Origin of the sequence: Streptomyces sp. DG2A-72 (assembly GCF_030499575.1) — a bacterium.
In the GTDB taxonomy this organism is placed as follows: Bacteria; Actinomycetota; Actinomycetes; order Streptomycetales; family Streptomycetaceae; genus Streptomyces.
The window spans coordinates 7,746,958-7,772,165 of sequence record NZ_JASTLC010000001.1; the positions used below are offsets into that span (position 1 = coordinate 7,746,958).

Sequence of the window (25,208 nt, forward strand, 5' to 3'; positions counted from 1 at the left end):
GCTACTCGGGGCGGACATCAAAGAGTCTTCCTGTGGGTTGGCCGCAGACTCACGCCGCGACGCAGGTCCGTCGGTACGTCCAGTTCGAGGTGGTGCTGGTGTGCCAGCCGCGTCAGCACACTGACCGGCGTCCCCCGGAATTCACGAGGATGAAGCGCGACACCCTTCAGGCGTCCGCCGTCACGCGTGGGGACCAGTGTGACGAAGTGGTAGATCGTTGTGCGCCAACCGAATTGCTGTCGCTCGAGCTCCCCGGCCAGCCGGGCGAACTCCCGGTCCAAGGAAGCCTCGTGCTTGGTTGGGTTGCGCGAGAGGCGGAGCGCCAGCTTGCCAGGTGAGATGAACCGGGCAGGAGCGTTGAGGAGCCGCATCAGATCGTCCTCGTGGCCATCTCCGAAGATGACCGCGAGCAGCCAGACGAGTTTGGCAACGAATTCCACCGGAATGAGGATCCACTGCAGCACGAACCACAGCAGAAGTCCCAGCCTCGAAGGAAACGGAAGGACCGGGTCGGCGACCGAATCGGAATGCGGCGTGACTGCCACGGCTATTCTCCCGTCACGCTGTCGTAAATGCCGCTGGCAGTGCCCGGGACCTGCTTCGCGAGCTGGGGGCCCTTCGACCACCAGGACGTCGGGTCCAGGGTTCCGTCGGCACGTATCGCTGCTTGCAGGGACTCAAGGTTCCTGATCCCTGGAGTGTTGGCGACAAGGGTGTTCAGCCCCGTCTCGCCGATCGAGGCACCCATGTTCTTGGCTACCGAATTCTCCCAGGCGAGCTTCACCTTGTTCGCGGCGCCTTGAGCCTCGAAGACCTGGCCCTCAGCGCCACGGAGGATTCGGTTACCCGCTCGGCTGAAGTCCTCCGCTGTCGCGGCACCGTCGTCCACGAGCTTGCCCAGCCGGGCAGCCCTTGCCGCGCAGTCGACCGATGTCACCAGCTCGCCCGCCTTCTCCGCGCGTACCACGACCTTCGCTGTGCCGGTGATGGCTGTCTTGGCGAAACCCGCGCCCGGAATGACGCCGAGGGCGTCGCCCGCCAGGTCCATCAGCCCGATATCGGCTCCACCGATCTTGGCCGCACCATGGGCCAGGAGTGCCCCCGCCGAAAAGCCCGCGCTCGCCAGCGCGAGCGCCCCGGACAGTGGTGGGCACCACAGGGTCAGCAGCGCCAGGACGCCGAGGACGGCGGAGATATTGCTCAGCCAGTCGCCGATCGTCTTCAGCAGGTCCTTGTGCCGGGCGCACCACTCCTGGATCGCGTGCCCGAGCTTCTGGAACTGATCGCCCAGCTTCTCCCAGAAGCCGGGGTCCGGTGCGCCATCGGTCGCTTTACGGAGTTGGCCCGCAACCCCACGGGCCTGTGCCTGATGCTCCTCGAGCAGCCGCTCTGCGCGCTTGATGATCTCCTCGAGTTCACGCTCGGCCTGGTCCAGCCGTGTCGAGGCTGCCGACAACTCGCCGTCGGCCTGCTGCAGCCGGGCGCCCGCCGCGTCGATCTTCGCCTGGGCGTCTTGCAACGCGGGGCCTGTGAAGTACTGGCCGCTGAGGCGGAAGGCAGGATCGGACGCCGCCTGGTTGTAGCGGTTCGTCGAGGCGTCCTTGGCCCTTTCTGCGGAAGTGACCTGGCCCTTGGCTTCCTTGGCCTGGACCTCGTACGTACGCGCTGTGTTCTGGTAGTCGGCCAGCGCCGCACGCCACTTCGACAGCTCTGACGATGCTGTGCTCATCGCCTCGTGGCTGTCTTTCAGGTAGCGGGGGAGTTCCCCAACCTTCTTCGAGAACGCGGAGGCAGCGTCACCTGCCCAAGTGACGTTCCCCGTGAGGCGCTTGATGCTGTTCTGCGCGTTGTCGAGTGCGGCTGCCGCCCTCTTGGTGCGGGCGGCGAGTGAGTCCACGTTGCCGGGGTTGCCCGGAGCCGGGTCGAAGCCGAGCGCGGGGTACGAGTCGTTGCTCACTGGGCGCCGCCCTTGCCGGCGAAACCGTCACGCAGGGCCGTCTCGACATCCCGGTAGGTGTCGCGGGTCTTCTTCAGCCCGTCCTCGATGGCCTGCGTGCCCTCGGCGATCTTCGTGATCGCGTCGTCCCAGCTGTCGTGGAACTCGTCGCAGGCGTTGTCGAGTTCTTTGCTCCCTGTGGTCTTCGGGCCGGTGTCACGCAGTGCGTTCAGCGCCGAACGCATCTCGTCCTGGCTCCGGTGAAGTTCCCTGACCAACGTGTCCAGCTCGGATATGTCTACCTTGAAGCCCGCTCCCATGGCGCCGGCATCCCCCTGTCTCACGTGGCGCGATCATTCGCTGCTGCAACAAGATATCCAGCAGGCGTCGAGCGGCCCGACGGGGGGCACCGTTGAATCGGACGTAGCCACGCGATCGCCGGTGAAGTGGGGCAGGCGGCTAGGGTTGCGGCCCATGGACATGACCGTGCTTTTGTGCGTCTTCCTTGCCCTCCTCGCGCTGTGGGGCACCGTAGAGGCCAGAGTCCGTCGCATCGACCGGAGAACTGCCCACCTGGAGCGGAAGGTTGATCTCCTCCTTGAGCAGTTGGGCGTCCAGGATGCCGGACCGGCGGAACTGAGTGAGGTCGGTGTTCTCGTGAGGCAGGGAAAGAAGATCCAGGCGATCAAGCGCTACCGTGAGATCACGGGGGCCGATCTGATCGAGGCCAAGGCCGCGGTTGAGCGTATGTAGGCAAGTCCACGAATCTCTGCTGCGACAGCGTGCCCACCTGGGAAGGTCTGCTCTGCTCACCTGAAGTCGGCCTCTGCCCGGTTGGAGACCGCCAGGTCTGCGCAGCGTTCGGCAACGGCGAGACGTAGTAGAGGGGGAGGCGCCCTCCCGCGCGATCACCCGTCGGTCGGCTCGATCTCCGTGGCATCCAACACCCGAGCCCACCATGCAACTTCTTCCCGGAGTCGCTCCACCCGCACGCGGGCACTCGCGGCTCCATACGTCCGGCATCCCAGCGCCGATGCCACCGCGTGCCCCTCGGTCATGAAGTGGCCACAAGGCGCCACATTCATCCCTCAGACTCGTTTCAGCTCGGCTACTCTGAGGCGCTCGAACTCATGGGCGAGCATGAACAACGGGTTGTCCTATGTCGTCTTGTACCGGCCTGCCATGCCTTGAAGGGCATAGGCGCTGGTCAAGCAGGAGTCGTCGTGTCCTCTGACTTCTCACGGCTGATGAAGCAGGACTTCTCCGACCTGGAAGCCGCGGCCAAAGCCTGGCGCGTGCTGTCGACGACCATGGACTCCCTCACCGACCGCCACCGTCGGCAGGTCACCGGGCCACTGCATCAGTCCTGGACGGGCGACGACGCCGACGCGGCGCTCTTCTACCTGGAGGACGTCGAATCGCGGATCGGTGTGGTCGAGACGGAGGCCATGGCCATCGCCTCCGTCCTGGATTCCACCAGGTTCTGGATGGAGCAGGCCCAGACGGAGCTCCGCAACGCGGTGCGGCGTGCGGAGCAGGACCACTTCGAGGTTTCGACGGCGACGGCTGGGCCAGCGATCCGATGACCACGGACCTTCCCCGTCAGGATCCCGACGCGCAGGCGATCATCGCGGACCGTGGCCCCCCTACTCGGGGAGCACCGTGCGGCTGTCGACGAGGCCCTGACCGCCGCTCTGAAAGCTGGCAACGACGGCGCGAAGGCCCTTGCGGAACTGAACGGCGACATCCTCACCGACCCGTTCAGCCATGACGCGGCAGCGGAATCCGCCCAGGACGTCAAGAACGCGATGAAGGCCCTGGGTGAGCAGCCCCCGCAGATCCCTGAGGACGATCCCAAAGCCGCTGCCGAGTGGTGGAAGGCCCTCAGTCCCGAGGAGCGTCAGACCTACACCACGCTCTATCCCAAGGAGATCGGCGCGACCGACGGTCTGCCGACGGACGTACGCGACGACGCCAATCGGACGGCCCTCGCCCAGGAGCTCAATCTGCTCCAGGAGGGCAACTACGACGAAGGGTTCCCAGGCGAGAGCGATGAGACGGTCAACAGGCGCCTGAACAACCTCCAGCTGCTCAACGACAAGATCGAGGCCCGGGACGGCGCGCCGAAGGGCAAGGAGTTGTACCTCCTCGGCTACGACTCCAAGGACGACGGCCGGGCCGTCATCGCCAACGAATTAGGAACCGGACGTGTCCCAGCGCACCGATGTCGCCCCGGCCGAGCTACGCGCCTCAGCCGGAGCCTGCGACGACATAGCGCGAACGATGAAGGGCCCTGCCGACAAGGCGGTCAAGGAGGCCGGGACCGCGGGCGGTTCGCTCACCGGTTGGGCGATCGGGCCCGCCCTGACGGAGATCGCCGCCAGCTGGAAGCCCGCGCTCGACGGTCTGCACGCCCGCGTCCAAGTCGGCGGGGCCAACCTCAGGTCGTCGGCGGACGGTCATGAGTGGAACGACGAGCGGGTTTCCCAGGACTTCGAGAAGACCGGCACGGACACCGCGACGCAGGCCACTCCGGTGAGATGCCCGCGGTGCTGCGTCCGAGCGGGGGCGAGCGCCATCCCGTCGGGCACCCGGGCAGCGCTCCGGGCATCGACCCCGGCGGCCGGCCGTCCGGCGGCGGAGCACCGGACCCGCGCACCTCGTAGGGCACCACAATGCCGACGTACGACGAGACCATCGGCACCCGTCCTACGCCCGGCACGAACGACTTCGGCTGAACAGCCACGTCTGGGACGACCGGGCGGGGTGCACGACGCGAAGGCCCGGCCAGGGCAAGCTCTCCCACCCGGTCGCGCGCCTCACCTGCAGCGCCGATATGAGCAGCAGAGCCGCCGGGCCGCACATACGAGTGGACGGCCCCAGGTAGCGGCAGATCCGCCGAGGGAGCTACCAAGGCCGGCACCAGCAGGGGCCCGGGACCACGTGGGGGGTGGCGATGGCCGGCGTGGAGGTTTCGTATGTTCTGGCTGTCTGTTTGCCGCCCTATGGCATCATCGGCCCGTCCAATTGCTGTGGTCGTTTGCCGATGCGACCACTGATGTGCGAACGGGGAGGCCTGCGTGGGGGACCACTTCAGGACTGACATTGATCAGCTCGCCACTTTCACCAAGGATCTCAAGGGAGCCCATGACTCCCTTGAGCAGGTGCGGACTGCTCTGCAGCATGTGCGGGCGGACCAGATCGGGACGCCGGAGCTGGATGAGGCGTGCGACGCGTTCCAGGAGCGTTGGAAGTACGGCAACGAGCAGATCAAGGAGCGCATCGGCAAGCTGACCGAGGGTCTTCAGAAGAATACGGACAGCTACCGCGAAGTGGAGACCTCCCTGGAGGAGAGCTTCAAGCGGGCCGCGGCTGCGGGGAAGTGATTGCGGTGGCACAGAATCCGTATGTGCACCTCGGGTGGAACCCCGTGCCGGGAGAGCCTGGCGAGGTCGAGAAGCTCCGTACGCAGCTCGTCAATTCGGCGAGCGCGCTGCAGACGGCGTACCAGAAGATCGACAAGCTGCTCGGTGAGTCCAGCTTCTGGGAGGGCGACGCTGCCGTCGGCTTCCGCGAGGCTCTCGACGGTGACCTGCCGAAGTACATGAAGGACGCGCACAAGTCGCTGACCCTGGCCGCCGGTCACCTCGGGGCCTGGCACGGTGGGCTGAGCAGCCGCAGGGAGCTGGCGCAGAAGTACGACGTCGAGGCGGCCGACCACCAGGGCGACCTGAAGACCGCCAACTCCCAGCACGAGACGGCCAAGCAGAACCCCGACCTGAAGCTCGCGGGGCAGACCTTCCAGGAGGGCCCCGAGCTGGAGTCCGCCCAGGCCCGGCTGAATGCCGCCCAGGCCCGGCTCAACGACGCCGTCACCGCCGTCAACAACGCGCAGGGCGCCCTGGACGGGGTGATGCGCAAGGCGCGCGAGCTGGAGGGGACGCACGAGGCGGAGGCGCGGGACCTCGCGAAGAAGCTGAAGGACTCCACGAAGGATCTGGCGCCCGAGGAGCCGGGGTGGCTGAGCAAGGCGCTCAGCTGGATCGGGGACAACCTCACGAACATTCTGAGTGTGCTGGCGGCGGTGGCGGGGTTGTTGGCGCTGATCTGCACCGGCCCGGTCGGGATCGCGTTCCTGCTTGCCGCGGGTGCGCTCAGCCTGGCCACGATGGCGTCCCGGCTGTCCAACCCGCAGGTGCGCGCCTCGCTCGCGGACGGCTTCACCAAGGGCGAGTTCGACTCCGATTTCTGGGAGAACTCCGTTGGGCTCGTCGGCGACGCGCTGGGTGCGGTGCCGGCTGTGGGAGCCGTGACGCGTGGCCTCAACGGTGCGATTCAGTCGACCCGTTTCGCGAGCGAGTCGGTGAGCGTGGGCCAGTTCCTCGGCCGGTTCGGCGATGACACGGTCACGGCCGCCGGCCGCCTGCTGCCCACCGCGACCGACGCCGGGCCCATCGGAAATCTGATCGTCCGCGGGGTGGGCGGCGGCGAAGGCCTCACCAAGGCGCTGGCCTACGCCTCACCGGTCGCCGGTGTGGGCACGGCCGGGTTCGGGCTCGCCGCCGACCAGATCGACGCGCTCAAGCCCGGCAAGGACGGGGCCACCGGCATCGACGGCGGTCGCGCGGGCCTCTTCGACGCACCCGGCGCGATCGGCCCGATCCAGGCCACGCTGCGGGCGGTGCTGCGATGACAGAGCAGACGGACATGGCTGCGAGCACGACCGAGCGGCCATTGCGCCTGGTGATCGACGACTCCGCCCGGGACACGACCGCCAAGCTCTGGTACGCGCTGCCCGACGGTTACCTCGACGTACCGCTCGAAGCGCTCGACCCGGAGCCGGGCACGGAGTACGAAGAGCAGTTCACGAACGTCATGGCCCTGATCCTGAGCTGTGTGCCCGAGGAACAGCGCGACAGCTACGTGGGCGCGTTGCGGGACATGCGGTTCATGGTGACGCAGATGCTCAGGGAGGGTGTCATCGGCTGCTCGCTCGGCATGCACTTCGCCGGCGACGGCTCATCGGCCATGTCCACGATTACGGTCGCTCTGCGGGACATCGAGTGGGCGCCCCCGAAGCTCACGGCGGTACGGGCGGTCTCCCTGCGGGAAAGCGCGACGAACGTGAAGCTCCTGACGCTGCCCGGCGGTCGGCCCGGTTCGATCAGCGACACCCTGGTGACCGCGCCGGCCGTGGCGGGGATGCCCGCTCAGGACCTCTATCAGTGCGATGTGTACATCCCCGCGCCGTCCGGCGCGCAGTTGGCAGTCCTCACCCTGAGCACCACGGCCGTGTCCGCCCGCACGCACTACCGTGAGTGGATGGAGGCCATCGCACACACCGTGGCCTTCCACGACCCGCTGCCGGACATCGAGCGGACCGTGCGCGGCGACGAACCGGACGCGGGATCGGACCGCATCAAGGACGGCATCACGGCCGACTTCGGATGACCGAGGTGAGTGAATGAACACGTACTCGCAGCAGAGCGGCTTCGACGGCCCGGTGGCCTGGGACACGCCCGGCACGGGCAGCGCGCTGTCCCGTTGGGCCGTAGGGCAGTTGGCCAGATTCCTCGGCTGGGTGGCGCTGTGGTGGGGCGCGGTGTTCGTCACGGTCGGGCTGCTGCCCGTGGCGGCAGTGGTGCCCATGACGGTTGTGCTGGCCGTGCTCATGTACAACGCAGTCATGTCGCTCATAAAGCTGTGCAGATTCGGGCGGATGCGCCGGATCCTGAGGGTCTACCCCTGGCGTCAGCAGCCCGGTGGCGTTCGGTACGACGCACGGGGGCGCAAGGCTTCTTTCGTCCTGCCCGACCCCGACCGGCCGGAGAAGACGGTGTCGCCGAAGATCTCCGGATTCTTCTTCCGGCCCTGGGACCGCATCGCACGCAAGGGCTTCGACGGTGACCTGTGGTACGCGGGCGATCCCCGCTTCGCTTGCGTCATCGCCAAACCCGGCCTCAAGGCGCTGATCTACGCTGCCCAGCCGACCGCGTTCGACTCCCGCACCGACCCCCGCCGCAAAGGCCTCAGCCCCGAAGCCCGAGACCGCGCCCGGGCGATCGGTGCGCGGGTCGGCGACTGACGCGGCCCGAGCACAACCAACGAGCGCCCCAAGTGAGTTGGTACCGGCATAGAAGGGCGCTCGCGTCAGCGCTCAGCGCTTGTGGGTGGTTGTCGACCGATAGGCTCGGTTGCCATGACAACGCATGGCGATGAGGTGGCGAACGGGCCGGACGGGACGGGTGGGCGGCCGCTGGCTTCTGGGGTGAGCGCGGACGAGTTGCGGGCGCGGTTTGAGGCTCAGGGGCAGCCGGGGCTTGCGGAGGAGCGGCGGCGGGATGCGCGGCAGGCGCGTGGGTTGTACGCGGTTTTCGCCGGGTTGGTGGCCGTTGCCTGCCTTGTGCTGATTGTCGTACGCCTTGGTCAGGGCGATGCGTTGGGGGTCTGGGTCGCCACGTATGCCGTGGGTGTGGCCTGTGGTGGGTGGGGTCTTGTGCTTGCCCGGAGCGGCCACACGCGCTGGGCGATGATGGTCACCTGTATTGGGGTCGCGTTGGCGGGTGTCGGCGACAGTCCCGCTTTCCGCTGAGACGCGCCGAGTTGGGACTTACGACCAGTACCAGTCGTCAACCCGGGCACCCGGCGTCTGGCGAGCGTCACAGTCGGCGGCGCCTGTTGCCGATCAGATAGGCGAGACCCCACGCGGCGGCTGCCGCGAGCAGGAGGCCGAGCGGGGAGAACCAGTCGACTCCGCCGTCGATTTCGTTGTTCCACCAGGCCTTGGCCGGGATGAAGGGGTCGGCCTCCATCATGTCGCCGATGGCGCTGGGGGATTGGCTCTCGGCGATGATGAGCGGGACGGCGTTGGTGAAGCCGAAGAAGGCGCCGAGCGCGGCGATGACGGCCCCACCGACATGGGCGCCGGCGCTGCGGTGAGCCACCGAGCCGACCAGGCAGCCGACGATCGCTCCGTTGACCAGCGCGTGGGCCAAGTAGAGGGTGTGGGCGGTGGTGAGCGACTGGTCCTTGTACGTCGCCAGGGTCAGACCGCTGTAGAGCAGCGAGACGATGACCGAGGCGAAGAGGCCGAGGAAGACCGCGCCGACCGGATGACCGCCGGTGTTCGGCTGTTGCCCGAAGGGGGGTGCCTGGAACGGCGGCGGTGCGGCGTGCATCGGGTGCATCGGTTGGGCCGGCGGCATTCCCGGGTACGCCGGTGCCGGGGGCTGCCCAGGGGCAGGCGGCGGGCCGAACCCCGCTGACTGCTGCGGCGGAGCGGGCTGGTTGTACGGGTTGTACGCGTTCTGGGGCTGCTGTGGTGGCTGCGACGACAGTGGTGGCTGCGGTGGCTGCGGTGGCGGTTGGTACGGCGGCTGGCTCATCGGTTTCCCCCGGAGTGAACAGGTAGAGACAGGAAGTTATCAGTGAGGTCAGGAGGGGGTCGTGGGAGCCTGAGCGGGTCGCCTCAAGGGTGCTGAGTGCGGCTACGGCAGGATGCGGAGGGCCTTCGCCCCGCGTTCGGTGGCCACGAGGAGGATGCCGTCGGGGGAGAGGTCTGCGGCGGTGACGGGTGTGTCGGACAGCAGCGTGGCCACGATCTCCCCGCTCGCCCGGTCCCAGACTCGTAGGTGGTCGGTGCCGCGGGTCAGTTCCAACGGGGTGGCGGCCCGCTCCTCCTCGGACAGGCGCAGGATCTGTTCGGTGTCGGTGTCGCCGAGGTGATCAGGCTGTACGAGACCCAGGACGAGCACCGCGGAACGGGACCCCTCGCCGGGCGTGCCCGCGGGTACGTCTAGGACGGCGACGGGAATGGCCGGTCCCTCGCGGCGAGGCAGGCTGCCGACGCTCACGGCGCTGATGCCGGGGACGGGCCGGCTCCACAGGGTCTGCCAGGGGAGGTTGAGGCCGAGGCGGTGTATGGCGTCGGCGTACTCGGGCAGGCCGTCCTCGACGAACGCGGTCTCCAACAGGGCGGCGCGCTGCACGGCGGGTGCCTGGGTGCGGGTCAGCAGGGGGGCCGTACGGAGGTACGTACGGGCCGGGGCGCCGAGTTCCCCAGTCGGCACGGCTTCGATGGCGGCGCGCAGCGGCACCGGGTCGGCGTGTACGAACAGCCCCGGGTCCGTGAGGAGTTGGGGCAGCAGGCCTGCTTCCAGGGTGTGGCCCGCGATGTGGTCACGTACGTAGGCGTCGGCCTTGCTCCAGTCCTGCTCGGGCACGGCCTCCAGCAGGGCCATCGCGAGCTGGGTCTGAGCGGTGCGGATGTTGGGCAGGCCGGCGCGGATCTCGTCAGCGATGGCCGGGTGCAGCAGCTGGAGCAGCGTATGCGGGCCGTCGTCCCCGTCGCGCTCAAGTGACCGGACGAACGGTTCAGTCAACGCGCTGCCACCCGCGATGACTCCACTCATGTCCTTGCCCGCAAGGGTGTTGACGAGCCGCGGCCAGAGCTCGACGGGCAGACCGTCGCCCTCCGCGAGGGCCAAGGGTGCCAGGAGGTGACGTAGCGTCTGTGGGTCGGCTTGGAGGCGGCGGGCGTGCAGGTCGAGTGCCTGGCCGATGGACGAGGGGAGCGGGGCCTCGTCGTGCGGGGTGAAGGTGTCCGGGCTCGTCAGGATGCTCTGCACGGCCAGTTCCACGGTGAGCGGACTGGTCCCGGCCCGGCGGCCGATCGCCTCGGCGAGGGAGCCTCGCGTCGGGGCGTCGGTGGTGAACGGTAGGTCCGGCGCACCGAGTTGGGGGTTGAGCAGTGCCTCGGCCTGCAGTACCAGGCCCTGCGGGTCTGCCCACTGCGGTGCATCGAGGTCGATGACTTGTACGGTGCCGACAGGCAGGCCCGCTGCGAACTCCTCCGCGAGCTCGCGAGGCATCTCAGTCAGCAGGTGGACCGTCTCGATGGCGGCGAGAGGCTTGAGTACCTCGCGCGTTAGCCGGGCCGGTTCTCCTGCCGTACGTACCGGTCCGGCCCGATCGACGTCCGGCACGACCACGGTCACCGGGGCCGCGAGGGTGGCCAGCTCGGTGAAGACGTCCGTTACGTCGTCGGCCTCCAGGCCGAAATGATCAGCGAGGAGCCAAGCGACCTGGGCCGCGGTCATCCCGGCCGCGCCCGGCACGGCGGGGGCGGGCAGTTCGGACGGTACGGTCGACGGGTCTAGGTCGTCCAACGGCAGCCGCTTGCGGTACTCCGGGTCGCAGAGCATCAGGAACCCGGTGATCAGATGCGATCGACCACAGCCAGGGTTTCCCGTCAGGACCAGGACGCGCGGGGTACCGGGCCACTTCATCCGCCAGGCGGCGAGGGCTCGTAGCACTGCGGTGCGGCCGCCTATGTAGGGGTGCGGTGCGTAGCCGTCGGTTGCGTCGTCGGTCATGGGTGTCAGTCCTGGTGGGGTGGTCGGGGGACAGAGCGGTGCTGCGTGGGGTCGGCCCGCCGTCTACGTGTTGCGTGCGCGGTTCTTCCGGTACAGCGCGATGGCCTGCTCGATCGGGTAATTGGGGACGGTGATGGTTTCGCCGGTCTCCTTCGACACCACGATCTTGGCTCCGCCGGGTGGGGCGGGCTGGGGGCGGCCGGCAGGGTCGGTGCGGGGCGGGAAGACCGCGTACACCAGGTAGCCGATGTCGAACTCGTGCACGTTCAGTTCGGCGGGGGTGCCGTCGGGGAGTTTGGGGTGGGCGTAGCGGGCGCGGACGATTTCGAGGGCTTGGTCCGGGGTGGTCGGTGGGCTTTGTGGTGCTGGGGTGGGGGTGTCTGGTGGCATGTGCTGTCTTTCTGCCGGTTGGGCTGTCGGTGGGGTGGCCCGGTGGGGTCTAGGTGGGGAATTCGTTGACCCAGCCGCCGTCGAGCAGGAACTTGGGTAGATATTCGGACTCGACGGTGAGGGTGAATCCGGCCTCGACCGCCAGGCAGGACATGGCCAACGGGCCCAGGGCGATGGCGCCCTCCGGGTCCAGAGCGCGGTCCTCGTCTCGGGTCCAGTACTCCTTGTGCCACTCCAGAGCCTTGGCCAGTTCGGTGTTGAATTTGTCCTGGTCGCCGCGTGCCAGCTGGGTCAGGAGGTTCATGGGGGGATACATGATCTGGAGGACGCTGTCGCGCGGCGCATGGCGCAGGACCTCGGGGTCGGTCCCCTCTACCGCTGCCACCAGCTTGTCGCCGAACTCCGGGCGCTTGAGCCAGTAAGCCTGCAGCGCCTCCACCCAGGTGTAGATGTATGCATCCAGTTCCCCTTCGGCTTCTCGCATCCGCGCGACAGGGAACTGGCACAACTTCGTCATCCGCTTCTTCTCGCGGCAGATGCAGGCCAGCCAGAAGGCGGTGAGCCAATTGCCGGCGTGGGCGCGAGGGAGGGCGCCGGCGCGGATGGTGCACATCTTGTGGTCGATGCGGCATTCGATGGTGTCGGTTGTGGCCTGGGCCGACTCGAAGAGGGCGGAGCCGATCTGCATGGCGGTGACGCAGGCTTCCCAGGTTTCGACCTTGTCAGCTTGTGGATCCACATCACAGCGCACGTCGAGGATCGAGACCGCCGTGGCAAGCGCGTTGGAAAACCACTCGGGCGTTTTCTTCAGGAACCCGACCAACTGCCACAAATCGCTGTTCAGGATTTCCAGCTGAACGTCTGCGTGACTCGTCGTGCGTGTGTCATGCCTCGGGATCTTGAGCATTGTCCGCGTCTTTCTCCTCTTGCGTTCTGATGTCGAACTGGTGCATCTCGTAGCCATTGTGCCGCTCGCCGTCGGAGTGGCCCTTGACGAGGACGTACGTGACGCGCCCTGCTTCCAAGGCTGTTCTCAGCTGCTGCGCCAACCGCGCTTCGTCGGCAGCCGCCTGCATTTGGGCAGCGGTCGCCTTCGGGTCGTTGAGCACCCTCATCGAACGACTGCGCATCTCGTGCAGAATCGTCTCGAAGTAAGCCCGAGTGCCTTGCCTCACCTTCGCCGCTCCAGGACGCGGGTCGTCCTGTGCGGTCTGGTCGCCGTCGGCGTTTCTGCCGCTCTGATCCTGGCCGACGTTCTGCGGTGTATCGGTCTCGCCCGCCACGCCGACGGGCGGGATGCCGCGGCGGTCGCCGAGGTCGGCTTGGGCTGACCCCTTCGCCTCCACGACGACGAACTCGGGCGGGTCGGTGTTTGGATCGACCCATATCTGGTCGAAACGATTGTTGCCGGTCGCTCGATCGTCGATCCGGGTGTGATCGGGGAAGTGCCGGGGCATGGCGTGGAACTCGGCGACTGCCTCGCCGTAGTCCTCGCTCGCTCGAGTCATCTTTCCGTGCAGCGGGCTGTGCTTCGCGTCTGCTTCCTCGAACTTCTGCTTGTTCTCGGAAGTCTTGTTCGCCTCGTACGTGTCCTTGGCGGCCTTGCGGTCTCTGTGCGGTTGCCGGTCCGCGTCGATCGCCTGCTGGCGGGCCTTTGCGGCTTCGTCCAGCCGCTTCAGGTTCTCATCAGAGATCTCGGTGTTCCGCTCTCCCGACCTTGAACCCTCGGTGATGTACTCCTCCGGTTCGGCGTCCGGTGTGTCGTTGGCCAGCATCCAGGGAGCATTGGGATCCCCGGTCGGGTGCAGTTGGGGGACTGGACGCCCGTCTTCAGCGGGGGCTGTCCTGCTCCTGCGGTAGCCGCTCTTCGGCCAGTAGTGCTTCTCGAACCAGTCCCTGTCCTTCGGGTCCTTCGAGTTGGCGCGCGCAAGCATCGCCAGATCACGCTGCCGACGGCTTTCGGGGTCGGTGGCGTTGGGGGAACCGCCTGCCGGATCTTCCGGACCGGAGGGCCGCTCGGGATGCGCCGGCCGGGACGTCTGCGTCGGATTCTCGGCCGCGATGTCGCCGTACAGCGGCTTCTTCCCGTTGACGGAGTCCTTCACGTAGCCGGCCGCATCGGCGTTCTTGCCGTCCGGCAGGCTCTCGCGTGTGGGGACCGCGGAGTCCTTGGTCATGTCGCTCGGGCGGTCGCTGCGGTCACTGCGGTCGTCGGACGGCGACTGATTCAGGTCGTCGGGGCGTGTCGGGTCCGGGGTCGGGGTCTCGGACCTGTGCTGGTCGGGTGTGTCCGACCGCGGATCATCGACATGATCGGGGTGCGTCTGGTCCGGTCGTGGGGGGGTGTTCGGGTCTTGGCCGTGCGGGCGCCCGTTGGTCTCCGGCTTCGGTTGCGTCGGTGTGTCCCGATGGGGATCCGATGTGCGGGGGTCGGACGTGCGCGGATCAGTGGTGCGGGGATCCGCGGTGCGCGGGTCGGTGGTCTGCTGGTGCGGGATGGACGTACGCGGGTCTGAGGGCGTGGTGGTCTGCTGAGGCGCGTCCCGGCTGGTCGTGGGGTCGCTCGGGGTGCCCGTCGCAGTCGGGGTGGGGGGCGTGCCGTTGTCGGTGTTGTCGGGGGTTGTGTGGGTGGAGGGCTGCCGGCCCTCCGGGCTGTCCTGGGACGGCTTCCGGCCATCAGGCGTGCTGTCCGGTTCGGTCGGCTTGCTGCTCTCGCTCCCGGGCCGACCGTTCTCGTTTGCAGGCTCGTCGTTCGTCGGGTCCTGCGTGGTTTTCGTCGGGTCCGGCGACGTGTTCGGGTCGGCCGTCGGCGGCTGCGCGGAGGCCGCGTCGTTCGATACGTCCGGGGTCGCCGGGTCCGCCTGAGTACGGGAGGTGGCTCCCGCTTCGGTGTCGTCGCCCTGCTTCGCGGTGTCGCCCGAGACGTCGTTCTCCGGCTGCCCGTTGTTCACGGAGGTCTCGGAGGTCTCCGAGGTCTCGGACTTCTCCGGCTGGGACGCGTCGTCCTGCTGGTTCTGCGACTCGTCGCTCTGGCTCTCGGAGTCCTCCGCGTCGGGCTGCGTGAGGTCGATCGGGTTGCGGTCGGCGTCCAGCGGGATGTGCCAGACGTGTGCGGCGTTGTCGAGGTGGAGGGGGTCGTGGCTGACCTCTCCGCTCTGGGTGTCGATCCAGATGATGTTGCCGTTGTGGTTGACGGCGTTGAAGGCGTGGCCGCCTCCGCCGGGCCAGTCGACCTGGACGATGGCCGCTGAGCCGGGGCCGGCTTGCTGGAGGACCGAGGCGATGTTGTTGGCGGTGTCTGGGTCGTTGCCGGGGCCGGCGTATGTGTGTGCGGCGCCCGTCCAGCGGATCTGGTTGTCGTTCGCGTTGTCCTCGGGGGACCAGGGGTCGGGGTTGCCGTGTTCGTCGGTGTCGAGGGTGCGGGGAGCTGAGACCTGGGGGTTGCCGTACCAGGTCTCCAGGAAGGAGCGGGAGCAGTCGGCGCAGTTGTTGCTGCGGCCGGGGACTTCGTTGCCGCCGTCGTTCTGGAGCTGGGTCCAGGGGCCGAAGGGGTCGGGGAACCGTTCCGGGGTGCCGTCCTCGTTGTGCGGGACCGTGTCGGCCAGCGCCTGCTGGTCGTCGGGGTCGGGCTCGGACAGGCCTCCCGGGTAGTGGTCCAGGTCGGCGCGGATGTCGTCCAGGCTGTCCTGCTGGGCGTGTTGCTGATCCTTGACGGTCCCGGGGTCGGCCTGCGGCGAGCCGGGCGGCTGCGGCGTGGCCGGGGTCGCGTGTGACGGCGGCGTCGAGGAACTTGGAGTGGTGATGACGGTGTGGATCGGGACCGCCGTCACCTGCTGTTGCTGGTGATGCTGCGGGTTGGGCGGCGTGTTCTGAGGCTGCGCGGCTGGCTGCTGAGGGGTGTTCGGAGCGTTGGGCGGCGGGCTGCCCGCGGGCTGCTGGGGAGGCCTGGTGGGAGCGGCGCCATGGCCCGGCTGGTGCTGGTTGCCGGGCGTGCTGGGTGTGCTGGATGTGCTGGGTGTACCAGTCGTGCCAGGGGTGCTCGTGCTGGTGGCGGGGCTGGGCCGTGCTGAAGAACCCGGGGTGTCGCCACTCGGTGTCGAGGGCGTCGTAGTCGATGTGCTGCTCGTGGACGGCGATGCGGTCCTGGGCGGAGTCGACTGGGCCGGGGTCTGGTTCGGGCCGGCAGTACTCGTCGTGCTCGGGTTCTGCCCCGGTGCGGGAGTACGGGTGCCGCCGGTCGGGTCCGGACTGTTTCGGGCAGGCGTACGGTCCCCCGGCGTCGTACCGGGCGAGTCGCGTGGCGGAGTACGGTCCCCCGGCGTCGTACCAGGACCGCTCCGCGGCGGCGTGCCGTCGCCCGCAGGCGTCCCGGGCGTGCGCTGGCCCGGCGTTCGACCATCCGGCGTGCCAGGGCTACGACCGTCCGCCGTACCGGGATTGCGACCGTCCGCCGTACCAGGAATGCGACCGTCCGGCGTCGGCGTGGGCGTACTCCGGGGCGTCGTAGGAGACGTGGGGTTCGGCGTGGACGCAGGTCCGGTTCCTGTGGGGGAGGGCGTACCCGGCGTACTGGCGGAAGGGTTCCTCGCCGCACCCGAGTTGGGGGTCGGGCTGGTCGCGGAGGGCGTGCTGCCGGACGTACTCCCGGCGTGGTGGGAGCCGGCCGTACCGCCCGCGGTGGATGGCGCCACCGGCGACGTCGGAACGGCCGAGCCGCCATCCGTACGACCCCCCGACCCTGCGGGCGATGGGTCACCCGTCGTCGGCGTGGGCGCCGCGTTGGACTGGGTGGGGACGCTGGTAGCCAGACTGTCGATCTGGGTGCCGATCGCGCCACCCCCCGACGAGGACGACGGGCCGCCGGTCGATGCGGGGGTGGGTGCGGACTGCGGGGTCGGTGAGGAGAGGCCGGAGACGGAGGGGCCGCCGTTGGTACCGGGCGAGCTGTTGGTGCTCTGACCGCTCGGCGAGGCTCCGCCGGGCGACGGGTCGTCGAAGTCCGACAGGGACGGCCCTGACAGTGACGGCGCCGGCCTCGAATACGGCGAGTCCGAAGAGGACGGACCCTGCCCGGAACCGGAACCGGCGTTGGAGCCCGAGCCCGACCCGGAATCAGGGCCGGACCCCACATCCGGTCCACCGATGCCCGCCCCGCCGGCATCCGCGGATATCCCACCGCCGATGTTCGCCCCACCGATGTTCACACCCGGACCGCTGCCAGTGCTCGTACGCGTAGAACCGGACGAGTCCGACCCCGACGAGCCGGAGTCCGAGGAGGAGTTGGAACTCCCCGAATCGGAACTCCCCGAGCCGGAGTTCCCAAAGCCGGAGTCGCCGCTGCCGTCGCCGCCACGGCCCCCGCTACCCCCGTCCCCGCCGTCGCCGTTGCTCCCCGGAGCCCCCGACGGCCCGCCATACCCGTCAATACGGCTGTCCACCGCGTGATGCACGCGATCCCCCGCCCTCTTCCCCAGGCTGTCGCGCACCCCCTCGGCCAGCGTCTGCGGGGACTGCTTGAGGGCCTCCAGGCCTGCCGTGCCGCCGGTCTTCATGGTGTGGGCGAGGTCGTAGCCCTGCTGGGCGCCGAAGCCGACGTTCACCGTCTGGCGGATGAGGTCGGAGATGATCGCCTCGATCGCCGAGATCGCCGGCTCCTTCATCGCCTCCACGATCGCCTCGAGCAACGCCTGTTTCAGCTCGTCGAGGAGGCGCCGGACGATCAGGCGGGCGGCCTGGGTGGCGCCCATTCCCGCTACCGAGGACAGACCGAAGGTGAAGGGTGCGGCGGCCGCGGCGGCGGCGATCTGGATGGCGAGGGCGATCAGCTGGGCGATCACCGCCCATTTGGCGAACTCGACCAGGTAGGCGCAGGCCTCCATCACGTTCGCGATGATGTGGGCGGCCTGCGCGGCGTTCGCGAGGTAGCCGTCGGAGCCGTCTCCGCCGTCGAACTTCTTGTAGGTCTTGGAGAACTTGTCGATCGATTCGCCGGCGTTGTGGGCGGTCACCATGCGGGCGCTGCTGTTCGCCGAGGTGTGCAGTCCGGTGACGTCGTCGCCGAACTTCCGCCACAGTGCGGCCGAGTCCCTGAGCTTGTCCTCGTCAGCCGTCGGCCAGTTGAAGCCGAGCATCTGGAGAACCCATTCGAGCTCGTCCGGCAGCATCATCGACACAGCAGAAAGCACCCCCGTCGGACCACACGGCCGTACAACTCCCTCACTCATCAAGGGAAATCACTCAGCTGTACAGCCGTGCGCACAGCTTACGGACTCACCCGCAGGCAACTTCAGAGGATTGCCGTCACAAATTCGTTGCAGGTCAGCGCTGTTGTCCGGGGCGGCAGCCCGCGGCCCGGGCGCCGGTGACGTCGTGTCACGGCGTACGGCCCTGAGTGCGCTGCCGGTGTCCCTTCACGTCGGGGCGGCCGATGTGGCCGGCCGCGCGCTCGGACTCGCCGAGCCAGAGGTGCGGGACGTACTGCTGGACCGCCGCGACCACCTGCTGACGGTAGGGGGTCGGGAAGGGGAGGCGGTAGCGCAGGCGGGGCAGGCCGGGGTGCAGCGGCTCCTCGTCGCGGACCAGCGTCCACAGCACCGGGTCGTCCCGGTCGATTGGGCCGGTGGGGAACAGCTCCAGGGAGTAGAGCTTCTGGCTGCGGCCGAGCTTGCTCCAGTAGAGGCCGACCCCGGCGAGCGTCTGCCAGGGGATGACGTTCCGAACGTTTCCGTTTGCGACCCACAGGCCCGTGTGGTCGACGAGGATCCGGCTCCGGCGGTTCGCCCAGTTGGAGAGGAAGAGGAACACGCCGAGAACACCGAGAGCCAGCATGAAGACGAGGCCCGCGAACTCCGCGACCGTGGACTCGCCCTTCTGGTTCCCGGTGGCGATCACGACAGCGCCGAAGACGCCGACGGCACCCATCGCGATGAGCAGGACGGAACAGGGCAGTCCCACCATGAGGCTGCGGCGGCCGGTCCGTATGACCATGGCGTCCGGGGCGGGGGAGAGGGTGTGCGGTGGCATGGTGCGTGAGCCTAGCGAATCGCTGGCGCCGTACGGCAGTTGCGGCTGCGGCACGTATCCCGCGAACCGAGTAGTACCCGCGCCTCAGAAGAAGTAGCTGACCAGGAAGGACACACCCGCACCCACAAGCCCCACCCCGACCATCCCGATCACAGCGGCCCGCGTCACTCCCCGCCCCGCCGCCTCCCACGCCGCGTCGAACGAGATACGGCTCCGGCCGAACGGGGCGAAACCCGTGGCGAGGCAGAAGACGCCGAGGCCCGTGAGGACCCAGCCGCCGAAGAAGGCGCCGAACCAGCGCCACGCCCGGTCCATGCCGCTCTGGACGTAGTCGGCATCGCTCGCGCCGGCCGCCGTCGGTGGCTCCGTCTGCTGCACCGACAACTCGGTGCCCTGCGCGTACCGTTGCCTGACCTGCACCGCGGAGTCGGGGTCCGTGCTCTTGCCGCCGTCGGCGACGAAGGTGCCCTGGCAGCGGACGGGCCGGCGGTTCTTGCGGCTGCTGCGCGAGGCGTTGTTCGGGTAACTCACCTCGCACTGCTGCACGGTCAGGGTGCCGTGCGTCCCCGCCCAACCCGCCGCGTACGCCCCCTCATACGCGCCGAATCCGCTCAGGGCGAGCCCCGCCAGCAGGAAGACCAGGCCGCCCGCGCGCCCGAGGCGGCCGAAGGCCCGTCCGACGAGGCCGGTGGCGGAACGGTCGGATCCGGTGCCCTTGCCGGTGGCTTGCGTCCGAGCCATGACAATCTGGTCCTTCTCTCCCGCGGCGGCCAGTGGCGGGCCAGTGGCGGTCTGTGGCGGTCTGTGAGGGCCAGCATGGCATCCCGTGCGTGACGAGAGATACTGCGGGTGGCCGAGAGGCGACGAGTAGCGAGGAGACGCGACATGACCAGTCGACCCGACAACTCACCCAATCCGCCCGGCTCTTCGCCGGACCGCGGTGTGCTGGACGAGGCACTCGAACCGGAGCAGATCCGTTCTCTGAACTCCGCCCTTCGCAAGCTGTCCCAGTCCGACGGTGTCAGCAAGGACATGCAGGAGGCGGCCAAGAGGCTGCTCTCCGGCCGCCTTGCCCTGCGTGACGCCCTCGACGACCCCGCGGTGGCCCGCGCGCTGGGCTCAGGCATGTCGTCCCTGCGCGGTCAGTGGGAGTCGCTGTCGGAGGAGGAGCGCGAGCAGATCAGGCGCGGGGAGGCGGGGGAGAGCGGAGACTCCTCCTCCGGGCCGTCCGAGCCGAGGCGCTCGGAGGGCGAGGGCGCCCAGCCCGGAAAGAAGAACCAAGGGCGCCACAGCGGCGGGTTCTCGCTGTACTGACGCCCTCGCGGACGATCGGACGACCGGACGACCTACTTCTCCGCCGGCATCCCACCATTGTGCGGCGCGGGCTCCAGGTCGAACTCCCCGTCCCGCGCGCCGAGTACGAACGCTCGCCACTCCGCCTCGGTGTACCGCAGCACGGTGTCGGGATCGAGGGACGAGCGCATGGCGACCGCGCCCTGCGGCAGATACGCGATCTCGACGCGCTCCTCGTGCGTCTCGGTACCGGGCGCGGAGTGCCACTCGACCCCCGAGATGTCGAGCGCGTAGAGCTCGTCCCGCTCCCGCTCCTTGCGCGCCTTGACGTCCTCGGCCTGAGTCTCGACCTCGTTGTCCCGTGCCTGGGTCATGCTGCTGGGCCTCTTCCTGACGTGCCTACGAAGTGTGCGTCTCAGCCTACTTGCGTGGATGGCGCTCACGCTGCGGAACGGTCAGGTCACCCACGGCGCACGGAGCCGGGTCAGGGCCGCCTACGACTGCCTACGACGTCAGGTCACTCCTGCCGGCGACGCTCATGGTGCACGCCGGTCACCATCTCCACTTGGCCGTCGTACTTGGAGGTCAGATCCCGCCAGGCGGCGTCCTCGTTGCCCTCGTTCAGCTCGTGCCGCACGCCCATCTCCGTGAACGCCAGCCCCATCCCCGCGATCCGCTCCGCCAGGCTGCCCATGGACTGGTACATGCCGTCGCGCAGACCCTCGTAGGCGACCCCGAACTTCTCGCCGATGTCGTCGTCGCCCCAGGGCGGAGTGGTACCGCTGCCGCCCTCCAGCGCGGTCAGGCCGTTCTGCAGGGCCTGCACCGCCTTGCCGAAGTCCAGGCCGACCGAGAACATGTTGAAGCCCTCGGTCTTGAGGACTCCAGGATCGGCGCGCATCCCGTCGTTGGCCACAACTGCCCCCCCGTGACTCGGCTCTTCTGTCGCAGCGTCACCTTAACGGGCCCGCCATGGCGCGAACCAGACCCACCCGCACACGGCGGAGGGGCGGCCCCCACCCGGGTGCCGCCCCTCTCGTCGCTCAGTCGTGCACAAGGCACTCAGCCGTGCAAGGCACTCAGCCGTGCAAGGCAACTCAGCCGCGCACAGGTCAGTGCCGCGGCGGCAGCCACCCCGTCTGGATCAGCTGCCCGCTCCGGCGCCGGGTGTGGAAGTGGCCACGCCCGGGCGGCAGTTGCGACGGCGTGATGTTGCCGAGCAGTGCCCCCTCGGTCCGGTCGCCGGAGAGCACGATGCCCTGGGCGCCGAGCTCGCGCAGGCGCTGCATCACCGGCTCGTACAGCGACCGGCTGGCGCCGCCCGAGGCGCGCGCGATGATGATGCGCAGGCCGATGTCACGGGCGAAGGGCAGGTACTCGAGCAGCGGGGACAGCGGGTTCATACCGGTCGCCACCAGGTCGTAGTCGTCGATGATGACGAACGCGTCCGGGCTGCTGTACCAGCTGCGGTTGCGCAGCTGCTCGGGCGTCACGTCCGGGCCCGGCATCCGGCGGCCGAGCGAACCGGCCAGGCCCTCCAGCGTCTCCGCCAGCGCGGGCGCCGCCGCGCAGTACCGGGACAGGTGCGACTCGGGCACGCCCTCCAGGTGGGCGCGCCGGTAGTCACCCATGACGATCTTCGCCTGCTGCGGCGTGTAGCGCTCACAGATCTGCTTGATGAGCATCCGCAGCATCGCGGACTTACCGGACTCGCTCTCACCGAACACGATGAAGTGCGGGTCCGTCTCGAAGTCCACGAAGACCGGTGCGAGCGACGACTCGTCGATGCCGATGGCGACACCGCGGTCCGGGTGCTCGAAGCCCTTGGGCAACCGGTCCCAGGGCAGCATCGTGGGCAGCAGTCGTACGGCCGGGGCGGGGGCGCCCTGCCAGTTGTCGTTGATGCCCCGGACGAGGATCGCCGTCGCCTCCGACAGGTCCTCCGTCTCCGAGGAGCCGTCGACCCGCGGCAGGGCGGTCATGAAGTGCAGCTTGTCCGGCGTCAGACCGCGGCCCGGCACGGTGGCCGGCACGTTCTGCGCGACCTTGCGGTCGATCTCCGACTCGGTCGGGTCACCGAGCCGCAGCTCGATGCGGTTCTGCAGCATGTCCTTGAGCGCGGGCCGCACTTCGGTGTAGCGGCTCGCGGTGAGGATCACATGCACACCGAAGCCGAGGCCACGCGTGGCGATCTCGGTGACGGTGGACTCGAGCAGCTCGTAGTCCGTCTTGAAGGTGGCCCAGCCGTCGATGACGAGGAAGACGTCACCCCAGGGCTGGTCGGGCAGCTGGCCCGCGTTCCGGCGCTGACGGTAGGTCTGCACCGAGTCGACGTTGTTCGCGCGGAAGTATTCCTCGCGCGCGTTGAGGATCCCCTCGACCTCGCTGACCGTACGGCGCACCTTCTCGGCGTCGAGCCGGTTGGCGACCCCGCCGACGTGGGCCAGCTCCTCCATCGAGATGAGACTGCCACCGCCGAAGTCCAAGCAGTAGAACTGCACTTCGGCCGGTGTGTGGGTGAGCGCGAAGGACGAGATCAGCGTGCGCAGCAGCGTCGACTTGCCGGACTGCGGACCACCGACGAACAGACCGTGGCCCGCACCACCCGAGAAGTCCCGGTACAGCACGTCGCGCCGCTGCTCGAACGGCTTGTCGACCAGGCCGACCGGCACGTTGAGCCGGCCGAGCGCCGTGTAGTCGGGCGCGGTCAGGCCGCGTTCCGGGTGGACGGCGAGCTGGGGGAGGAGCTGCTCCAGCGAGGGCGCCTCCTCCAGCGGGGGCAGCCACACCTGGTGGGCGGGCGGGCCCTGGTTGACCATCCGGCTGACGAGGACGTCCAGGACGGTGTCGGCGAGCGCGTCGTCCACCCTGTTGTCGGGCTCCGGCTCGTCGATCACCGGCTGCGGCGGCAGCGCCACATGCTCCGCCGTGAACAGCGCGGGCCGCAGCTGCGTCGAGCGGTGCACCCGGGACGGGCCCTCGCCGTGGTACGGCCCCGACACGTACGCCGCCTTGAAGCGGACCATGGTGTCGGTGTCGTACCGCAGATAGCCGGAGCCGGGGATCGACGGCAGGTGGTAGGCGTCCGGCACACCGATCGCCGTACGGGACTCGGCGGCGGAGAACGTCCGCAGACCGATCCGGTACGACAGATAGGTGTCCAGGCCGCGCAGCTTGCCCTCCTCCAGGCGCTGCGAGGCCAGCAGCAGGTGGATGCCCAGCGAACGGCCGATACGGCCGATCTGGATGAACATGTCGATGAAGTCGGGCTTGGCGGTGAGGAGTTCGGAGAACTCGTCGAGCACGATCACCAGCGAGGCCATCGGCTCCAGCGCGGCGCCCGCCGCCCGGGCCTTCTCGTAGTCGTGCAGGTTGGCGTAGTTGCCGGCCGAGCGCAGCAGCTCCTGACGGCGCTGCGTCTCACCCATGATCGAGTCGCGCATACGGTCGACGAGGGTGAGGTCGTCGGCGAGGTTGGTGATGACCGCCGCGGTGTGCGGCATGTCCGCCATACCGGCGAAGGTCGCACCGCCCTTGAAGTCCGCGAGGATGAAGTTCAGCGTCTCCGAGGAGTGCGTCACCGCGAGACCGAGCACCAGCGTGCGCAGCACCTCGGACTTGCCGGAACCGGTGGCGCCGACGCACAGACCGTGCGGGCCCATGCCCTCCTGCGAGGCCTCCTTGAGGTCCAGCATGACCGGCTCGCCGTTCTCGCCGACACCGATCGGCACCCGCAGCCGCTCGTGCAGCGTGCGGGGCCGCCAGGTGCGGGAGACGTCGACGGCGCCCGCGTCGCCGATGCCCATGAGGTCGGTGAAGTCCAGGTTGGACAGCAGGGGTTCGCCCTCCTCCGCGGAGCCGACCCGGAAGGGGGCGAGCTGCCGGGCCAGGGACTCGGCCTGTGCCGGGTTCAGCACGTCGGGCTTGCCGGTGTACGCGGACTCATGGCCGACGAACAGCCGCATCCGCTCCGGCTTGACGTAGACCGTGAGGCCCGCGCGCAGCTCCTCCTCCAGCTCGCCGGGGGAGATCTCGAGGAACGTGACGCCCTGCAGGCCCTCGGCGCTGGCGAGTTCGGAGTCCGGCGGTACGGTGCCGCCGTCGAGTACCACGATCAGATGCGGCTGGTCGTAGACCGGGTTGGCGTCCCGGTTCCAGCGCGGCCGGTCGTCCAACTGGTCCGCCAGCGCCTCCTCCAGCTCCCCGAGGTCGTCGAAGAGGAGCCGGGTCGAGCCCGCGCCGTCCTTGGCCTTCGGGTGCTGGCTGTGCGGCAGCCACTTGATCCAGTCCCAGTCCGCCGTCGCCGAGGGGTGCGCCACCACGGCGATCATCAGGTCCTCGGGCGAATGCAGCGTCGCCAGCTGGGCCAGGGCGGCGCGGGCACTGCCGTAGACCGTGTCGGTCTCTCCGCACACCGTCACGTGGTAAAAGGCGCGAAGCGAGACGGAGACGGGCAGGTCGGAAAGGCTGCCGTGCGCGTCGAGGAAGGCCTTCATCGCCGCCGCGGTCAGCGGCTCCAACTCGTCCTTGGGCGCCGTCTCCGGGGCGACGAGCGGAGTGTTCAGCTGCTGGATGCCGCGGCCGATGCGTACGGAGGCGAAGTCCGCGTCGGTCGGGCGCCGCTCCCACAGACGCTTGCCGTCGGCCGCCACCGCCCACAGCTGTTCCGGGTCGGGATGCTGGAAGAGCTGGCTGCGCCGCTGCAGTTCGGCGGTCTTGTGCACGTCCTTGCGGACCTGCTCGAGATAGCGGAAGTAGTCACGCCGGTCCTGCGCCATCCCCGCGCCGCCGCCCTGCCGGGACTTGGCGAACTGGGCGATGGCCATGGCCAGCGTCGAGGCCAGCATGAGCCCGCCCACCACCCTCATGTACGAGGGCAGGTTGGGCATGAAGAAGAAGCCGACGGAACCCAGCATGCCCATCATGGGCAGCATGTTCATCAGCATGCTCTCGTCGCCCTCACGAGGGATCTCGGGGGGCGTCTCCAGTTTGACCTCGCCGTCCGGGACGGCCGGGGGCACTATCCGCGGTGGTCGCTTGATGATGACGACGCTCACCGATGCACTCATCCTTCGCGATTGATACGTCCTGGCATCGACGCCCCCGTGTACCGCGACGTGTTCTCGTTCGCGTAGGCGCCATACGTGTGGGCGTCGATCCTACTGATGCACCCAGTGCCCGAGGGAGCCAGG

At 68.8% G+C, this 25,208-nt stretch carries 21 protein-coding genes; 8 read left to right on the top strand and 13 right to left on the bottom strand.

Annotated features, from left to right (window positions below; all coding sequences use genetic code 11):
* Positions 1-17: 17 nt before the first annotated feature.
* The 3 genes from QQY66_RS36940 to QQY66_RS36950 are packed head-to-tail and all read right to left on the bottom strand — an operon-like array spanning position 18 to position 2,280.
* Positions 18-545, bottom strand: a complete 528-nt coding sequence (locus QQY66_RS36940) for a hypothetical protein (RefSeq protein ID WP_301984683.1) — start codon at positions 543-545, stop codon at positions 18-20.
* Between the two features lie 2 nt (positions 546-547).
* Complete coding sequence (locus QQY66_RS36945) at positions 548-1,957, bottom strand: putative T7SS-secreted protein (RefSeq protein WP_301984684.1); 1,410 nt, start codon at positions 1,955-1,957, stop codon at positions 548-550.
* Positions 1,954-2,280 (bottom strand): WXG100 family type VII secretion target, encoded by a 327-nt coding sequence (locus tag QQY66_RS36950; RefSeq protein WP_301984685.1) that lies wholly within the window; start codon positions 2,278-2,280, stop codon positions 1,954-1,956. Before QQY66_RS36950 ends, QQY66_RS36945 begins: the two co-directional genes overlap by 4 nt.
* A gap of 130 nt (positions 2,281-2,410) precedes the next feature.
* On the opposite strand from QQY66_RS36950, the gene QQY66_RS36955 reads away from it, so the two are divergent.
* From QQY66_RS36955 to QQY66_RS36985, 7 genes are all read left to right on the top strand, one after another.
* On the top strand, positions 2,411-2,689 hold the full coding sequence (locus QQY66_RS36955; protein ID WP_301984686.1) for a ribosomal protein L7/L12: 279 nt from the start codon (positions 2,411-2,413) through the stop codon (positions 2,687-2,689).
* A gap of 470 nt (positions 2,690-3,159) precedes the next feature.
* Positions 3,160-3,522: a hypothetical protein gene (locus QQY66_RS36960; RefSeq protein ID WP_301984687.1), complete on the top strand. Its 363-nt coding sequence runs from the start codon at positions 3,160-3,162 to the stop codon at positions 3,520-3,522.
* A 51-nt stretch (positions 3,523-3,573) separates the two neighbouring features.
* Positions 3,574-4,401, top strand: a complete 828-nt coding sequence (locus QQY66_RS36965) for an HMG-box domain-containing protein (protein WP_301984688.1) — start codon at positions 3,574-3,576, stop codon at positions 4,399-4,401.
* Positions 4,402-5,016: 615 nt separating this feature from the next.
* A complete protein-coding gene (locus QQY66_RS36970; protein WP_301984689.1) occupies positions 5,017-5,322 on the top strand; it encodes a hypothetical protein in 306 nt (101 codons plus the stop codon).
* A 5-nt stretch (positions 5,323-5,327) separates the two neighbouring features.
* On the top strand, positions 5,328-6,629 hold the full coding sequence (locus QQY66_RS36975) for a PspA/IM30 family protein (RefSeq protein ID WP_301984690.1): 1,302 nt from the start codon (positions 5,328-5,330) through the stop codon (positions 6,627-6,629).
* Complete coding sequence (locus QQY66_RS36980) at positions 6,626-7,387, top strand: hypothetical protein (RefSeq protein WP_301984691.1); 762 nt, start codon at positions 6,626-6,628, stop codon at positions 7,385-7,387. Before QQY66_RS36975 ends, QQY66_RS36980 begins: the two co-directional genes overlap by 4 nt.
* A 13-nt stretch (positions 7,388-7,400) precedes the next feature.
* Positions 7,401-8,021, top strand: coding sequence for a hypothetical protein (locus QQY66_RS36985; RefSeq protein WP_301984692.1), 621 nt, complete (start codon positions 7,401-7,403; stop codon positions 8,019-8,021).
* Between the two features lie 574 nt (positions 8,022-8,595).
* Here the strand turns inward: QQY66_RS36985 and QQY66_RS36990 are convergent.
* The 7 genes from QQY66_RS36990 to QQY66_RS37020 form a co-directional block, all read right to left on the bottom strand.
* Complete coding sequence (locus QQY66_RS36990) at positions 8,596-9,114, bottom strand: hypothetical protein (RefSeq protein WP_301984693.1); 519 nt, start codon at positions 9,112-9,114, stop codon at positions 8,596-8,598.
* Positions 9,115-9,423: 309 nt separating this feature from the next.
* Complete coding sequence (locus QQY66_RS36995) at positions 9,424-11,310, bottom strand: ATP-binding protein (RefSeq protein WP_301984694.1); 1,887 nt, start codon at positions 11,308-11,310, stop codon at positions 9,424-9,426.
* Positions 11,311-11,373: 63 nt separating this feature from the next.
* Positions 11,374-11,700: a hypothetical protein gene (locus tag QQY66_RS37000; RefSeq protein WP_301984695.1), complete on the bottom strand. Its 327-nt coding sequence runs from the start codon at positions 11,698-11,700 to the stop codon at positions 11,374-11,376.
* 49 nt (positions 11,701-11,749) lie between these two features.
* Positions 11,750-12,607 (bottom strand): immunity 49 family protein, encoded by an 858-nt coding sequence (locus QQY66_RS37005; RefSeq protein ID WP_301984696.1) that lies wholly within the window; start codon positions 12,605-12,607, stop codon positions 11,750-11,752.
* Positions 12,585-17,867 carry a toxin glutamine deamidase domain-containing protein gene (locus QQY66_RS37010; RefSeq protein ID WP_301984697.1) on the bottom strand — a complete coding sequence of 1,761 codons (5,283 nt, stop codon included), beginning with the start codon at positions 17,865-17,867 and terminating at the stop codon, positions 12,585-12,587. The genes QQY66_RS37005 and QQY66_RS37010 overlap by 23 nt, the downstream gene beginning before the upstream one ends.
* Positions 17,868-18,072: 205 nt before the next feature.
* A complete protein-coding gene (locus QQY66_RS37015) occupies positions 18,073-18,723 on the bottom strand; it encodes a hypothetical protein (protein ID WP_301984698.1) in 651 nt (216 codons plus the stop codon).
* A gap of 84 nt (positions 18,724-18,807) precedes the next feature.
* A complete protein-coding gene (locus QQY66_RS37020) occupies positions 18,808-19,464 on the bottom strand; it encodes a hypothetical protein (RefSeq protein WP_301984699.1) in 657 nt (218 codons plus the stop codon).
* 144 nt (positions 19,465-19,608) lie between these two features.
* Between QQY66_RS37020 and QQY66_RS37025 the strand changes: the two genes are divergently transcribed.
* Entirely contained in the window at positions 19,609-20,037 is a 429-nt protein-coding gene (locus QQY66_RS37025) for a hypothetical protein (RefSeq protein ID WP_301984700.1), read from the top strand.
* 32 nt (positions 20,038-20,069) lie between these two features.
* On the opposite strand, the gene QQY66_RS37030 is transcribed toward QQY66_RS37025, so the two are convergent.
* From QQY66_RS37030 to eccCa, 3 genes are all read right to left on the bottom strand, one after another.
* Positions 20,070-20,390 carry a DUF397 domain-containing protein gene (locus tag QQY66_RS37030; RefSeq protein ID WP_301984701.1) on the bottom strand — a complete coding sequence of 107 codons (321 nt, stop codon included), beginning with the start codon at positions 20,388-20,390 and terminating at the stop codon, positions 20,070-20,072.
* Between the two features lie 143 nt (positions 20,391-20,533).
* Positions 20,534-20,932 carry a hypothetical protein gene (locus QQY66_RS37035; protein WP_301984702.1) on the bottom strand — a complete coding sequence of 133 codons (399 nt, stop codon included), beginning with the start codon at positions 20,930-20,932 and terminating at the stop codon, positions 20,534-20,536.
* 196 nt (positions 20,933-21,128) lie between these two features.
* Positions 21,129-25,073, bottom strand: coding sequence for a type VII secretion protein EccCa (gene eccCa, locus QQY66_RS37040; RefSeq protein ID WP_301984703.1), 3,945 nt, complete (start codon positions 25,071-25,073; stop codon positions 21,129-21,131).
* Between the last annotated feature and the right edge of the window lie 135 nt (positions 25,074-25,208).

Excerpts from the sequence above, each read along its gene's own strand:
- QQY66_RS37005 (WP_301984696.1), bottom strand. The coding sequence starts at position 12,607 with ATGCTCAAGATCCCGAGGCATGACACACGCACGACGAGTCACGCAGAC.
- QQY66_RS37020 (WP_301984699.1), bottom strand. The coding sequence starts at position 19,464 with ATGGCTCGGACGCAAGCCACCGGCAAGGGCACCGGATCCGACCGTTCC.
- QQY66_RS37010 (WP_301984697.1), bottom strand. The coding sequence starts at position 17,867 with ATGATGCTGCCGGACGAGCTCGAATGGGTTCTCCAGATGCTCGGCTTC.
- QQY66_RS37000 (WP_301984695.1), bottom strand. The coding sequence starts at position 11,700 with ATGCCACCAGACACCCCCACCCCAGCACCACAAAGCCCACCGACCACC.
- QQY66_RS36990 (WP_301984693.1), bottom strand. The coding sequence starts at position 9,114 with ATGCACGCCGCACCGCCGCCGTTCCAGGCACCCCCCTTCGGGCAACAG.
- QQY66_RS37025 (WP_301984700.1), top strand. The coding sequence starts at position 19,609 with ATGACCAGTCGACCCGACAACTCACCCAATCCGCCCGGCTCTTCGCCG.
- QQY66_RS36955 (WP_301984686.1), top strand. The coding sequence starts at position 2,411 with ATGGACATGACCGTGCTTTTGTGCGTCTTCCTTGCCCTCCTCGCGCTG.
- QQY66_RS36980 (WP_301984691.1), top strand. The coding sequence starts at position 6,626 with ATGACAGAGCAGACGGACATGGCTGCGAGCACGACCGAGCGGCCATTG.
- QQY66_RS37030 (WP_301984701.1), bottom strand. The coding sequence starts at position 20,390 with ATGACCCAGGCACGGGACAACGAGGTCGAGACTCAGGCCGAGGACGTC.
- QQY66_RS36995 (WP_301984694.1), bottom strand. The coding sequence starts at position 11,310 with ATGACCGACGACGCAACCGACGGCTACGCACCGCACCCCTACATAGGC.
- QQY66_RS37015 (WP_301984698.1), bottom strand. The coding sequence starts at position 18,723 with ATGCCACCGCACACCCTCTCCCCCGCCCCGGACGCCATGGTCATACGG.
- QQY66_RS36985 (WP_301984692.1), top strand. The coding sequence starts at position 7,401 with ATGAACACGTACTCGCAGCAGAGCGGCTTCGACGGCCCGGTGGCCTGG.